11 protein-coding genes are annotated in these 14011 nt (G+C 60.8%); 3 read left to right on the top strand and 8 right to left on the bottom strand.

The genetic code is table 11. From position 1 onward, the window contains the following. Positions 1-30: 30 nt before the first annotated feature. The gene (locus HP15_RS01210) at positions 31-264 is read left to right on the top strand and encodes a DUF2789 domain-containing protein (RefSeq protein ID WP_008173223.1); all 234 of its coding nucleotides are present in this window, start codon (positions 31-33) and stop codon (positions 262-264) included. On the opposite strand, the gene HP15_RS01205 is transcribed toward HP15_RS01210, so the two are convergent. The 7 genes from HP15_RS01205 to HP15_RS01180 all read right to left on the bottom strand — a co-directional run bounded on the left by HP15_RS01205 (position 258) and on the right by HP15_RS01180 (position 8851). Beyond that, positions 258-1751, bottom strand: coding sequence for a GGDEF domain-containing protein (locus HP15_RS01205; protein ID WP_008173222.1), 1494 nt, complete (start codon positions 1749-1751; stop codon positions 258-260). The genes HP15_RS01210 and HP15_RS01205 overlap by 7 nt on opposite strands. Before the next feature lie 68 nt (positions 1752-1819). Next, positions 1820-2752, bottom strand: coding sequence for a tyrosine recombinase XerC (gene xerC, locus HP15_RS01200; protein WP_014575858.1), 933 nt, complete (start codon positions 2750-2752; stop codon positions 1820-1822). A gap of 28 nt (positions 2753-2780) precedes the next feature. Further along, the gene (locus tag HP15_RS01195) at positions 2781-3527 is read right to left on the bottom strand and encodes a DUF484 family protein (protein WP_008173212.1); all 747 of its coding nucleotides are present in this window, start codon (positions 3525-3527) and stop codon (positions 2781-2783) included. A gap of 16 nt (positions 3528-3543) precedes the next feature. Then, positions 3544-4458, bottom strand: a complete 915-nt coding sequence (gene dapF, locus HP15_RS01190; protein ID WP_008173211.1) for a diaminopimelate epimerase — start codon at positions 4456-4458, stop codon at positions 3544-3546. A 14-nt stretch (positions 4459-4472) separates the two neighbouring features. Then, positions 4473-5723, bottom strand: a complete 1251-nt coding sequence (lysA, locus tag HP15_RS01185; protein WP_014575857.1) for a diaminopimelate decarboxylase — start codon at positions 5721-5723, stop codon at positions 4473-4475. A gap of 41 nt (positions 5724-5764) precedes the next feature. Beyond that, positions 5765-5926: an LPS translocon maturation chaperone LptM gene (lptM, locus tag HP15_RS21820; RefSeq protein ID WP_227497818.1), complete on the bottom strand. Its 162-nt coding sequence runs from the start codon at positions 5924-5926 to the stop codon at positions 5765-5767. 66 nt (positions 5927-5992) lie between these two features. Beyond that, on the bottom strand, positions 5993-8851 hold the full coding sequence (locus HP15_RS01180) for a class I adenylate cyclase (protein WP_014575856.1): 2859 nt from the start codon (positions 8849-8851) through the stop codon (positions 5993-5995). A gap of 108 nt (positions 8852-8959) precedes the next feature. On the opposite strand from HP15_RS01180, the gene HP15_RS01175 reads away from it, so the two are divergent. Continuing rightward, positions 8960-11404 carry an EAL domain-containing protein gene (locus HP15_RS01175; RefSeq protein ID WP_014575855.1) on the top strand — a complete coding sequence of 815 codons (2445 nt, stop codon included), beginning with the start codon at positions 8960-8962 and terminating at the stop codon, positions 11402-11404. A 27-nt stretch (positions 11405-11431) separates the two neighbouring features. Here HP15_RS01175 and argH read toward each other — a convergent pair whose 3' ends face one another. Beyond that, positions 11432-12841 (bottom strand): argininosuccinate lyase, encoded by a 1410-nt coding sequence (gene argH / locus HP15_RS01170; RefSeq protein WP_014575854.1) that lies wholly within the window; start codon positions 12839-12841, stop codon positions 11432-11434. A 119-nt stretch (positions 12842-12960) separates the two neighbouring features. Here argH and HP15_RS01165 point away from each other — a divergent pair, with 119 nt between their 5' ends. Further along, a complete protein-coding gene (locus HP15_RS01165) occupies positions 12961-14001 on the top strand; it encodes a sensor histidine kinase (protein ID WP_014575853.1) in 1041 nt (346 codons plus the stop codon). The last annotated feature ends 10 nt before the right edge of the window (positions 14002-14011 follow it).

The following is a 14011-nucleotide window of genomic DNA, read 5'->3' as shown; positions in this document are numbered from 1 at the left end:
AGGCAAACGGCCAACGGGAGACGAATGTCCATGGACACCAGCAAACACACCCTCAGTACTCTGTTCGAGCAGCTAGGCCTGGCGTCCGACGCCAAAAGCATTGAGGATTTTGTCGCCAGGTACTCGCCCCTGCCGAGCGAAGTTGCGATCCAGGATGCTCCCATCTGGTCCGAAAGCCAGTCTCACTTCCTGGAAGAAGGCCTGGAGGAAGACAGCGACTGGGCGGAGGTGATCGACGAGCTGGACGCAATGATGCGTCACTGAACATCGGCACTGTCGCTGATCATCACCTGGTCCCGGCCGGCGTCCTTGGCCTGATAGAGGGCCCGGTCGGCCCGGTCGAACACCGACTCCTCGGTGTCGCCCGCAATGAATCCCGCGAGGCCGGCTGAGAAGGTCACAGTGACCGGCTCGCCGCGGAAGTGGAACGGCAGCTTGCCGACATGTTCCCGCAACTTGTCCACCACTGCTCGCGCGTCCGAAGGTTCGGTTTCCGGGAACAACACCACGAATTCCTCGCCGCCAAAACGAGCCACAAAGTCCGTGGTGCGCAAGCGATCCCTGAACTCTCTCGCAACCAGCTGCAACACCCTGTCGCCGGCCTTGTGACCATAGGAGTCGTTGATCCGTTTGAAAAGATCGATATCCAGTACACCGATGGTCAACGGATGGCTGTAGCGTTGCCAGCGGTTGTACTCGAATGACAGTCGCTCCTGCCAGGCTTCACGGTTGGGCAACTCGGTAAGCAGGTCGGTCATGGCCCGGAGCCTCTCCTTACGGACCTGTTCCTGCATCTGCTCGGAGTGGGCCTCCATGGCCGCCACTTTCTCCTGCATGGCCTCAAGCTGCTCGGAGAGCGCACGCTCGCGCTCGGATTCCTGGGTACGGAAACGGCCTACCGCCTGACCAATGGACTCAAGATGACGACTGACCGACTGTTTGAGATCCTGAAGGTCATCGCTCTCCTGCAAACGTTGCCCGACCCGCTCAATTTCCTCGCGGATCTCGCGATCAAGGTGCTCTGAGGCATCCAGCCGGCCGCACTGGGCCGAGGACTGGGCCGAGAAGTGTTCCTTCAACAGCTCCAGACGTTCATCAAGGCGTTTGAGAAAGGCTTCGAATTCTCGCTTGCTCCGGGTAACTGCAGCGATGACCAGCTCAGCCACGTGGTTCAGGCCTTCGCGCAATTCGTTCCAGTCGTTACTGGCAAGCAGAGATTGCTGCAGCGCCCGTGCCCGGGCCTCGGCGGCGGGCTCAAGGGAGACCTGGGTAAGCATCTGACCCAACAGCTGGCCCACACGGCGGGCAATGCGCAACCGCTGGACGTTGTCCTCGATATCCTGTTCATTGCCCGGGAGGGACTCAGGCTGCTCGCTGCTTTCCGGTAAAGGTTCCGCGCTGACCTGTTGCTGCTGTTGCTGGGACTCTTGCTCTGGCTCTCGCGCCAGACGGGAGAAAAAGGAAGGCTTCCTGTCGTTGGCCGACTGGCGCTCATCGAGCAGGGCGACCTGGCGATCAATCTGATCCTGCAAGTCCTTCCAGGCGTCCACATCTACCCGGTTCTTCCGCAGGTCCTTCCGGATGCGAGCCAGCAACCGATCCAGCTCCGGGGTCTGGCCTTCGGAGGCGAGACTGGTGCGCACCAGCATGCGTTCAAGGGTATTCCGCTCCGCCTTCCACTGCTTTTCCCGATTGTCTGCAGACTCGAGTTCCTGAAGGTATTTTTCCTTCCAGGACTGATCCGATGCCATGGAGCGCTCCCGCCTATCCTTGCTGTACTGTTGATGTGTGAAAAACCCCTAGATGACCCGTGCTGGTCTCAGGAACTCTCGTCACTGGTTTTACCATGATACCGATCGCGTCGTGCTCTGGGGTGACTCTGGTCATAAACCCGGGCCAAATGTTGAAAATCAAGATGAGTATAGACCTGGGTCGTGGCAATGTCGGCATGGCCCAGAAGTTCCTGTACGGCACGAAGGTCACCACTGGATTCAAGCATGTGGCTGGCAAACGAGTGTCGCAGCAGGTGCGGATGGAGCTTCTGGTCGGCACCGCGGCTGATTCCCCAGCGGCTCAGGCGGGCCTGGATACTTCGGTGGCTGAGTCGTTCGCCCCGCTGGCTGACGAACAGGGCAGCCTCACCGTCATTGGCCAACGCCGCTCTGTACGGTACCCAGGCCTGTATGGCTGCAATGGCTTTTCGTCCGACGGGCAGTAGGCGTTCCTTGCCACCCTTACCCATCACGCGAACCTCACCACTGCGCACATCGACGGTATCCAGATCCAGGCTTGCCAGCTCCGCCAGCCGCAACCCGGAAGAATACATCAGTTCGAACATACATAGATCCCGCACTTCCAGGGGATCGTCCGGCTGTCCGTCCAGTAGATGATTCAGTTGATCCACATCTGCAACGCGAGGCAGACGGCGGCCACTCTTGGGGGCCCGGATATCCAGCGCCGGATTATCCGATGCCAGCTTCTCCCTGAGCAGGAACTGGTAGAAACGGCGGGTCGCCGAGAGATGTCTGGCAATGCTCCGGCCTGACAACCCCTCCCGGCTGAGCGTCGCGACGTAGCGGCGCAGGTCGTGGTTGGTCACCCGTTGCCAGGCAACGAATCCACTGCGGCCCAGCCAGTCCGCCAGACGCAGCAGGTCGCGGTGGTAGCTGTCGCAGGTTCTTGGAGAATGGCGTTTTTCAGAAGCCAGGTGCCGGATAAATTCCGCCAGCGGCCCGGTCAGCTCATTGGGCACTGCCGGACTCTCCGGGGCTTCTGACACGTTAGCGGGACTCCGTCGCCATGTCGGTGACCGGAGCAGCCGCTGTGTGGCGCTGCACCATGGGCGGCAGCAGGCGGCTGAGTGTGTCGCTGATGTAGCTCAGGAACAGGGAACCCATGCTCTGGTCAAAGTACCCCGGCTGGCAGCTACCGACCGCAAACACGCCCACCAGCTCGTCATGCCTCAGCGGCACCAGGGCGACCGAGGCAATGGGTTCTTCACGGTCCGGAAACAGGAACTCCCGTTCGCTTTCACGGAACTGACCGCACACAGCCCTCTCGCCTTCCAGCAGGCTGCCCAGGCGCTCACGGGCCGCAGAAGGACTGACCACATGCAGGGCGCCTTGAGAGGCCTCAGGCAGCTCAACATCGGTAAACAACAACACGGAAGCGGCGTCGAGACCGAAATCACCACGGATACTGTCATCAATGGCAGCAGCCATATCGTTGAGCGTCCGCGCTTCAATCACCTGCATCAGCAAACGCTTGCTCTTCTCGAACAACCGGTCGTTATGGCGGGCGATGGATACAAGCTCTACCAACTCCCTGCGCAGGGTGTCCCGCTGCTCCCGGAACAGATGCACCTGGCGTTCGACCAGCGAAATGGCCCGGCCACTGTCGTGGGGCAGGGTCAGGCTGCGCAGCAGCTCGTCCTGGTCGATGAAGAAATCGGGGTTGGCGCGCAGGTAATCCGCCACCTCTTCCCGGGTGAGCTCACCGGCCTTCTGGCGGGCCGTTTGTTCTGTCATGGAGTACTCCTGGCTGTCAGGATCGTTGTTTATGGGGGCGAGCGCTCCTGCGTCGACGACCACCAGAATCACCCGGCAGCCTCAACTGCCCCTCAAATACGCTGGTTGCAGGCCCTTCCATCATAACAGGGGTCCCTTCACCCTGCCATTCAATGACCAGAGGGCCACCCCGCAATTCCACTTCCACGCGGGCATCCAGCAGGCCTCGCAGGCAGCCGGCCACCACGGCGGCACAGGCACCACTACCGCAGGCGAGGGTCTCGCCCGAGCCACGCTCAAACACCCGCAGGCGGACATGGGTACGATCCAGAATCTGGAGAAACCCGATGTTGGCCCGTGCCGGGAAGCGGGGATGCCGCTCGAGCTTGGGCCCCAGCGTTTCCACCGGCGCCTGGTCTACATCCTCAACCAGCAGCACACCATGGGGGTTACCCATGGACAAGGCGCTCAGTTCCACTGTCTGGCCGTCCACATCCACGGTGTAGACATCCTTTCGACGGTCGGCGGCGAACGGAATGGCCGGCGGATTGAACTCGGGCACGCCCATATTGACCATCACCATGCCTTCCCGGCCGACACGGAGCTCGATCACGCCCTTGGCGGTCTGGACGCGGATGACCTTTTTGTTGGTCAGTCGCTGGTCCCGGACAAACCGGGCGAAGCAGCGGGCACCGTTGCCGCACTGCTCCACCTCGGACCCGTCCGCATTGAAAATGCGGTAGCGGAAATCGACATCCGGCAGCCCGGGCGGCTCCACCACCAGCAACTGATCGAAGCCAATTCCGAAATTCCTGTTGGCCAGTTCGCGGATCATCTCGGGGCGCAGACGAAAAGGCTGGCTGATGGCATCCACCACCATAAAATCATTACCCAGCCCATGCATCTTGGTGAATCGAAGCATGGGGCCCTGGGTCCGGCGTTGCTGTGTCATCTCCTCGCTCCCGCTCATTCCGGAAGGCAGCTCTCGGGTGCGAGCTGGTCTTCGAGAGTTTCACGGCGGCGGACCACATGCACCTGGTCGCCATCGACCATGAGTTCCGGCGGCCGGTTCCGCGTGTTGTAGTTTGAGCTCATGACAAAGCCATAGGCTCCCGCAGAGCGAACCGCCAGCAGATCCCCGGCCTGCAGGCGCAGGTGACGGTCCTTGCCCAGGAAATCGCCGGTTTCACAGACCGGACCAACCAGATCCCAGGCCTTTTCCTCACCATCCTGGTGTGGCTTGACCGGGATAATCGCCTGCCAGGCGCTGTACAGGGCCGGCCGGATCAGATCATTCATGGCGGCATCAATGATGGCAAAATTCCGGTGCTCGGTGCACTTCAGGAATTCGACTCTGGTAACCAGGATGCCAGCGTTGGCGGCAATGGATCGGCCGGGCTCCAGAATCAGCTCCAGTTTGCGGTCACCCAGGCGCTCGGCCAGCGCTTTCACGTAATCCGACGGCTGTGGTGGCTGCTCCTGGTTGTAGGTGACGCCCAGGCCACCGCCCATATCCAGGTGATGAATGTGGATGCCCTGGTCCGCCAGGGAATCAATCAGGGCCAGCACTCGGTCCAGTGCGTCGAGGAACGGTGACACGCTCGTCAGCTGTGAGCCGATGTGACAATCCACACCCTTCACGTCGAGATTCGGCATACCTGCCGCACGGGCATAGACCTGCGACGCTTCGGCAATATCAATCCCGAACTTGTTCTCTTTCAGACCCGTGGAAATATAGGGATGGGTACCGGCATCAACATCCGGGTTCACCCGCAGAGAGATCGGCGCCTTTACGCCGAGTTCTCCCGCCACCGCATTGAGCCTGTCCAGTTCGGTATCGGATTCGACGTTGAAGCAGCGCACGCCCACTTCAAGGGCCCGCTTCATTTCCCATTCCTGCTTGCCAACGCCGGAGAAGACCACCCGCGACGGATCACCACCGGCCCGCAGTACCCGCTCCAGCTCACCGGCCGACACGATATCAAAGCCGGCACCGAGCCGCGCGAGAACGTTCAGCACCGCCAGATTGCTATTGGCTTTAACGGCGTAGCACACCAGGTGCGGGTGATCCCGAAGGGCGTCATCATAGGCCCGGTAATGTCGCTCAAGCGTGGCGCGCGAATACACGTAGGCCGGTGTGCCAAAACGATCGGCAATGGCAGAGACAGGGATATCCTCGGCGTACAGCTCGCCGTCGCGGTAGTTGAAATGATCCATGAGTTTCCTGATTCGTTTAACGGGGCCGGGAGGCCATGGCGCTAGTCGCGGGTTTCTTCGCGATCGGGCTGCTCCTGGGCCGAATCCGGCCCGGACGTTATCGAAGCGGCCTGACTGTCACGGTACAACGGACCTTTCTGACCGCAACCGCTCACAACCAGAGCCAGCATCAACGTCATGATCGACAGAGTCCACGCTCGCATATCGGCTACCTACCCCTGAGTTCACTATGGGCGCAGTATACCTGACACCCGCCCCGGGCCGCGAGGTCAGCGAGTCCTCGCGAGATGGCGGTTCAGGGAATCTTCCAGCACAGACCGGTAATACAGGTATTGGCTGGTCTGGATATCCTGCTGATACACCCGGGGGTCGAGGTCGTGGGGCAGGTGGATATCGGTCAGGTACACCGGGTAGACCTCATCGCTATGTCGGAGGGAGCGGATGTAGTGGGCCACTGCCGGAATCAACTGGTCGCCGTACTCCTGGACGCTGAATTCCTGATCACCACAGAAAATGTCAAAGCGCAGGCGACTGTCGCCCTCGTGGATGCCCACGGCCTGCACCTCAAATCCGGGCAGAGGCACTCCCGAATCCGACTCCGGCCGGTACTCGGCCCGCCAGGCCCCGTCCCGCCGGACAATCTCGTAGCACTGGACGCCGGCCACAACGCCGGCGGAATCGGTATGGCGCAGCAATCGCCGCTCGATCAGGTTATCCAGGAAACGCAGTACCGGCACCAGCAAATGCCGTCGACTGGTCACCGCCTGTTCCCAGCTGAACACAGAACCCAGTTCGTCAACGACCCAGAGCCGGGCCTGATCGCCGAGAATACGATAAAACACCTGGATGTTGTCCGGTTCGCTGGCCAGGCAAACCGCCCGCAAGGCCGGCTCGTCCTGCAACGCGTAACGATCGAACACCACCGGCAGGTACCGCTCCTGGGGCAGCGCCAGATGCTCCATCAGCGCCTCAAAGCTGTCGAGTGCCACAAACCCCGGTTCCAGGCCGTTGAACTGGAGCAGGAAGTAGCGACGATCCATTTCAATCACATAGCGCAGCGGATGCGGGCCGGTACCTCCGGCAAAAAAGGGCCGGAGGACATCGGCAAACAGCTCCTGAACCCGGCGGGCAATGGCAGAGCCATGACCACGGTTGTGGCAGTGAACCTGAACGGCCGGCAATTCGTCGGGATTGGCTGCCACCGAGGCGAGAACATTCTTCAGGCACTGGATCAGTGTATCGCCCGCTGCGTAATGCTGGAGACTGACTTCATGCCAGCTATTGAAAGTAATCTGGTCGATGCTGATGACCAGATTCTCCCGCCCGCCGCTAAAGCCCAGAGAATCGTGCCGGGAACTGAGCTTGTGAAGGCCCTTTTCCGTGAGGTGGGCCTGAGGGTCAATGCCGACGTTCACCAACAGCAGATTCCTCAATGGCCGGACGCCCCGGGACAACGCTTCCCGTTCCGCCGGGGCAATCGGAAATGGCAAGAACGCAGACAGGGCATCAAGCATTTCACGCAACTCGCTGACGGAGGCAATACTGGTGCCCGACCGCACATTCAGCCGAGTCGAGCGGGTCAGCAGACCGTTGCAATAGCACCAGACCATCAGTTCCGCCAGATTTCCGGAGCGACGGATAACCGGCTGCCAGAAAGCGTCTGCCGGGTCTTCGAGGTCCCGGTAAAGCAGCCAGCCGTCGGCGTCGCCGCCCTGCTCGGACTGATGATGAAACGCCAGGTTTTCCTCCGCCAGCGACGGGGCCAGCCCGGGATTGATCTGCTCGATCTTGCCCGCCTTGCGCTGAAACGCGGCATAAAGCTTGCGGCCGAGGAGATTGATATCGTTGGCGCTGATGGCGGCGCGTTGGCCATGCTCCCTGGCCATTTTCGACAGCAGGCGGTAACCGTGGGTCAATTCGTTGACGATGGTGCGACGCAGGGTGGTGACATCCTCTGCCCGCCAGCGTTGACGATCATCCAGCTCCGCCAGCGTGTTTTCACTCCAGCCCCAACCTGTCACCAGCTGGCGCAGCAGGCGGGCACGCCACTGCTCACCGGAGACCTCGGACCGCGTCAGTGGCAATCCGGCTTTCAGATACAGGCTCCGGCGAATCAGGTCCAGCCTCGACGCCACTTCCGGCCCGGTCAGCCAGCCCTCCAGCCGATTGTAGAGCATGACGTAGGGGTCCAGACGGTCGGCATCGGTTTCGCCGCGGAAAACAGCCCGCTTGAACTGGCTGGACAACAGAGCCTCACCGGTGGTCCGCGCATAACATTCGATCAGAAGCAGTTTCAGAATCGACTTCCAGGGCGCATCAATCCCCTTGTACAACTGCCAGACGCCAGCACCAAGGAATTCTTCCTCCGGAATCGCCGGCACCGGGCCAAAGTCGATATAGTCATCGGCGCGCACAAACCGGTAATCCACCAGCTTGCGCATGCAGTCATCGTAGGTTTCCTCCCGCTCCGCAGGAATCAGCCACCACATGGGCCAGGCACCGGCCAGATGGATGCTGGTCCGGTAGAACTCGTCCAGCAGCAGGAAATGCTGGGCGCTGCCACAGTTCTCGCCGGTCACCTCTACCCGTTGCCGACCGGCCCGCCAATCCGAAGCACAGAAGACGAATACGTGCAGTTCGACACCGAAAGATTCCGCCCAGCGGGCCAGCTTCGCGGCTTTGCGCTCAAGACAGCGGATACCCCGCTCGGGCAGGTCACTGCGGTGACAGAGCCAGACGTCGAGGTCACTGGCCACGGAATGGCCAAGGGTTCCCGGGCTGCCCATCAGGAACATGGCGTCCAGATCCGGTTTGCGCTTGCCTTCATCCTTCAGCGAAAAAGTCCGGGCCAGTCGACGAGCGGCATTGATCGTGGCCGGTGACGGCTGATAGTTGCTCAGGCCATAGGGGCAATCGCTGTCCAGGTAACCGGGCAGGGCCGGATGGTTGAGATGGAAAACCAGGGGCAGAATCTCCAGCACCATTTGCTGGCGATAGGACAGGGCCGAGTGGGCACGATTCCAGCGCTGCTGATTGACCAGCAGAAACCGGTCCCTCAGGCGACGGAGGGTCTTGCGATCTATTCCCTCCTCAAAGTCGAGGGAAATCGGGGCAACGTGGGCGGTCAAGGCGGCTCCGCAGAGAGGTTCTTTTCAGCATCAGTATGAGTATGATGTCGGCATCGTGGCAAAACCTTTAAAAAATAAAAGCTGCAGGACACGCGAGGCTTACCCGCTGTGAAAGAATTCATCATTCGCCGCTACCGTTCGGACCAGTCCGCGACCTCCGGGCGCCAGACCGTTTTACGCATCGACGATGAAGGAAAAGTACTGTTCGCTGACCACCAGGCCGAGACGGTGCTCGGTTATGAGAGCAGCGAACTGGAAGGCCAACCGGTGCACCGGATCCTGGCATCTCGCCAGGATGATCCCTTTGTACCGGCAAACCGCCACCGGATCGAGCGTGGCCAGAACGTCCTGGTGACCTTCCGGCACAAGGAAGGTTTCTTCTACACCGCCTGCCTGAGCCTGCGACTCGACGTTCGGGATTCCGACAAGGCGGCGAGTGCCACGATTGCCCTGTGCGACAGCTCAAGCAGGGATTCCCGTCTGTTGCGAGCAGCGGAGAGCAGTGCCGGTTTCGGGATCTGGGAACTGGACACCCGCACGAATGAAATGACCTGGACCGAGGGAATGTTCCAGCTTCTCGAGCTGAGACCGGGCGCCGAAATCACGCCCGAACAGGCGCTTTTCTACTGCCAGACCGGCCAGGCCAGGGTTCGGGCCATGTTCCGCCGCTGCCTCCGAACCGGAGACGCATTTTCCCTCAATCTCGATATTGTTACCTCGCAACAGAACCATCGGCGGGTGACCCTCAGTTGTCGGGCTCTGAAACAGGGCGGCCGGATTACCGGACTCGGCGGCACCCTGGTAGACCGGACCGCCGATATGAAACTCGACAGGGCTCGCCAGCACGCAAACACCATGCTCGCAGCGGTCACCAGCGCCACCTCCGATCTGGTTGTGGCAGTCGATCTCTCGTTCAACCTGCTCCACTTCAATGACGCCTGGGCCAGACAGTTTGCCGAAACCTTTGGCGGGCGCCCGGAGGCAGGCGACAACCTGAGCGACCTGCTTCAGGAGTTCCCGAACGAACGCAGGCTGATGGAACGGCTCTGGCACCGGGCCTTCGAACGTGACAACTTCGTGGTCGAGATGCCCATGGCCCAGCAGTCGCGCCAGCTACCAGTGCATGAATTCCATTACCAGCGCCTGACCAACGACCAGGGCGAAATCACCGGCGCGGTGCACGTCGCCCGTCGCATTGAGCCCAGGCTGAATCACGCCTCCAGTGAGGAATACCGGATACGTCACGATCCAGTTACCGGCCTGATGAACAGAAAGGCATTCATCGCTCGGGTATTAAGAACCCTGGAGCAGAAAACCCGTCGGGAATCCTGCGACAGCCTGCTCTACCTGGATCTGGATGAATTCGAACGCTTTAACGATCTTGCTGGCAGCGGCACCTGTGATCGCTACCTCAGGGAGCTGGCCGGCAACCTCGGCGTGCGCGTCCGGCAGCGTGACGCCCTCGCCCGCCTCGCTGGCGACACCTTCGCCCTTCTGATCGAGAACTGCCCGGAAGCGCGGGCCCGCAAGATTGCCCAGGAAACCCTTGATCTGATCGGCGACTTTGTCTTCGACTGGCAGGGTCACAGCCTCCAGACCACCGCATCGGGCGGCCTGTTGATTCTGGACAACGACGTCCCCGCGGATCCGGAGCAGCTTCTGGGCCAGGCTGCGGACCTGTGCCACACCGCCAAAACCTCCGGACGCAACCGGGTTCACGCAGCCAAGGCCGTTGCCAACCAGACGGACGATTCAGTCGCCAGCAAACGGGTCGAGCAGATCCGCGAAGCGCTGGACAAACAGTCGCTGATTCTCGAATACCAGGCCATGAGGCCGGTGGCCAGCCCCACCTGGGGCGATCACATCGAAATCCTCTGCCGGATTCCAACAACGTCGGATGATGAGGCGATACTCCTGCCCGACGATTTCCTCCCCATTGCGGAACGGTTTGACCTGGCAAAGCGCCTGGATCGCCAGGTGATCCGGCAAACCCTGGAATGGCTCGGTAACCAGCCCTTGCTGGAACCCCGATTGAAGTACTGTGGATTTAACCTGTCACTGGCAACTGTGCTGGATGACACCTTCTCCGACTTCATGGCCGATGCCCTGAACCAATCCCCGTTTGCCCCGGACTGTTTCTGCCTGGAAATCCGTGAGGCCCACGCCACCCAGTATCCCGACGACGTGGCCGTGCTGTGCGATGCCCTGCATCGGGCAGGCTTCCGCGTCGCCCTGGACGGTGCCGGCGCATCGGTGGAAAGCTACAGCCTGGCGGCGAGATTACCCGTGGATATCATCAAACTGGACCGGAGAATGGTTCAGCAGCTGGAGGAGGACCCGGTGCAGCAGGTGATGCTGGAAGCACTGCACCGGATTGCCGAGGCCGCCGGCAAAGTGACGGTGGCCACGTTTATCGAAAGCGACGATGCCCTTCGCAAGGTCCGGACTCTGGGCATTCACTACGGACAGGGCTACCGGCTATGCAGACCTGAGCCACTGGACGAACTCACGCCGGCGGCGGTAGACCTCGCTACGGGGCGAATTGGCGGTTAACCGTTTCGCCCCGCTGAGCGCGCCGGCTCAGCCCAGCTGGTTGCGGGCCCGACCGACCGCCGCACGCACCTGATCCGGCGCCGTGCCGCCGAGATGATCACGGGCCTGGACCGAACCTTCCAGGGTCAGCACATGGAAAACATCGGCGCCGATATGATCGGAGAACTGCTGCAGCTCTTCGAGGGTCATATCAGACAGGTCACGACCTTCAGCCACACCGAACGCCACGGACTTGCCCACGATCTCGTGGGCGTCCCGGAAAGGCACGCCTTTCTTGACCAGGTAATCCGCCAGATCGGTAGCGGTTGAGAAACCGCGCTTGGCTGCCACTCTCATGTTGTCCGCTTTGGAGCGAATGGCCGGAATCATGTCGGCATAGGCCTTCAGACAGCCCTTGATGGTATCAACCGTGTCGAACAGTGGTTCCTTGTCTTCCTGGTTGTCCTTGTTGTAGGCCAGCGGCTGGCTTTTCATCAGGGTCAGCAGGCTGATCAGGTGGCCATTGACACGACCGGTCTTGCCCCGGACCAGTTCTGGCACATCCGGATTCTTTTTCTGGGGCATGATGGACGAGCCGGTGCAGAACCGGTCCGGCAGATCAATGAAGTCGAACTGGGCGGAGGTCCAGAGCACAAGCTCCTCGCTGAACCTGGAAAGATGCGTCATCAGCAGTGCCGCAAAGCTGCAGAACTCGATGGCAAAGTCCCGGTCGCTGACAGAGTCCAGGCTGTTCTCGGTGGGCCGGTCGAAGCCCAGCAGTCGGGCGGTCATTGCCCGATCAATGGGATAGGTAGTGCCGGCCAGCGCAGCCGCGCCCAGGGGCATCACGTTCACCCGCTTGCGGCAATCCTGCAGACGTTCAGCGTCGCGGACCAGCATTTCGTACCAGGCCAGCAAGTGGTGCCCGAAGGTGACCGGCTGGGCAGTCTGCAGATGGGTAAAACCGGGCATGATGGTATCCGCCTCACGCTCGGCCAGGTCCAGCAGACCCGTTTGCAGGCGTTTCAGTTCTTCGGCAATCACGTCGATTTCGTCCCGCAGGTACAGACGGATATCCGTTGCCACCTGATCGTTGCGGCTTCGGCCGGTGTGCAGCTTCTTGCCCGTAATACCGATACGGTCGGTGAGGCGTGCTTCAATGTTCATGTGAACGTCTTCAAGGCTGACCGACCACTGGAAGTTGCCGGCCTCGATGTCTGCCTTGACGCCTTTCAGGCCCTCAATGATCTGGTCCCGCTCGTCGGTGGTAAGCACGCCAACCTCGGCCAGCATGGTGGCATGGGCAATGGAACCGGTGATGTCGTGATGGTACAGGCGCTGGTCAAATCCCACAGATGCAGTAAATTTTTCAACAAAGGCATCGGTGGGTTCACTGAAGCGCCCGCCCCAGGGTTTTTCAGAGCTTGTGGTCTGGTCAGACTTTTTCTGATCCGTCATGGTCTATCTTTCCTGCTGACAGCCCGGCATCATCTGGCGGGAGCTGGGTACATTGAACGTGGCGGGAGTATACCATTCTGACCCGGGTAAAGGAGACACCCCGTAACGGGGACAAAGGTGTGACAGAGAGCGAGTTCTTCGTTCCGGACCTGTGCCGGGTACGGGCCGTGTTCCTGTTGCTGGTCACCAGTGAACTGCTGGTTCTGGTGCTCGCCATCGTGCAGGCGGAGCGGGGCTGGATCGACTGGAATTACTTCGGGCTGTTGTCGCTGTTCGTGCAGTGGACCACCCTCACCAGTGCCGCCCTGATCTGCCTTTTGCGCTCCCGGCTTGCACGGATGTCCGTCTCCGGTGCGACAACCACCATCGTCGCCATTGTGCTGCTGGATGTGCTCGCCTTCAGCCTGTTTGCAGACAGCGTCCTCCACCCCCAGGACGGCGTGGCTGTCTGGCAGGGCGTGGCCAAGAAAATGTTGCTGGCACTGCTGATCGTCCTCATGGTGCTGCGTTATTTTTACCTGCAGCACCAGTGGCAACAGCAGCGGGAAGCGGAGATGCAGGCGCATCTGGCATCACTCCAGGCCCGCATTCAGCCGCACTTCCTGTTCAACAGCATGAACACCATTGCCAGCCTGATTGCCATCAATCCGGAGCGGGCCGAAGAAGCCGTTCTGGATCTTTCGGAACTGTTTCGCGCCAGCCTTCGCACCGGCGACCAGCTGATCCCGCTATCCAGGGAACTGGCGTTGTGCCAGCGTTACCTGGCCATCGAAGCACTGCGCCTGGGCGACCGCCTGAAACTGGAATGGCAGATTGAAGAAGGCCTGGAGCACCAGGCCATTCCCCCGCTCACACTGCAGCCCCTGGTGGAAAACGCCATCTACCATGGTATCCAGCCGCGCCCGGACGGTGGCACCGTCAGGATTGAAGCCCAGGCCAAAGGCGAATTTGTCTACCTGCTGGTACAGAATCCAAAGCCGGACCAGAATAACCAGCAACATGACGGCAACCGAATGGCGCTGGCCAACATTCAGTCACGGCTACGGGCGCTTTTCGGTGAGCCGGCGGTGCTCAAACACAGCCACCAGCACGATGTGTACACGGTTACCCTGCGACTGCCGCGACGGAAGGCCGGCGAGCAGAGCGCCCGAAAACAATAAACCCCTGACC

The organism is Marinobacter adhaerens HP15 (genome assembly GCF_000166295.1).
Taxonomy (GTDB): domain Bacteria; phylum Pseudomonadota; class Gammaproteobacteria; order Pseudomonadales; family Oleiphilaceae; genus Marinobacter; species Marinobacter adhaerens.
Note: the sequence above shows the minus strand (reverse complement) of the source record. Positions and strands in the feature narration are given on the sequence as shown.

Excerpts from the sequence above, each read along its gene's own strand:
- HP15_RS01210 (WP_008173223.1), top strand. The coding sequence starts at position 31 with ATGGACACCAGCAAACACACCCTCAGTACTCTGTTCGAGCAGCTAGGC.
- HP15_RS01205 (WP_008173222.1), bottom strand. The coding sequence starts at position 1,751 with ATGGCATCGGATCAGTCCTGGAAGGAAAAATACCTTCAGGAACTCGAG.
- HP15_RS01195 (WP_008173212.1), bottom strand. The coding sequence starts at position 3,527 with ATGACAGAACAAACGGCCCGCCAGAAGGCCGGTGAGCTCACCCGGGAA.
- dapF (WP_008173211.1), bottom strand. The coding sequence starts at position 4,458 with ATGACACAGCAACGCCGGACCCAGGGCCCCATGCTTCGATTCACCAAG.
- lysA (WP_014575857.1), bottom strand. The coding sequence starts at position 5,723 with ATGGATCATTTCAACTACCGCGACGGCGAGCTGTACGCCGAGGATATC.
- lptM (WP_227497818.1), bottom strand. The coding sequence starts at position 5,926 with ATGCGAGCGTGGACTCTGTCGATCATGACGTTGATGCTGGCTCTGGTT.
- argH (WP_014575854.1), bottom strand. The coding sequence starts at position 12,841 with ATGACGGATCAGAAAAAGTCTGACCAGACCACAAGCTCTGAAAAACCC.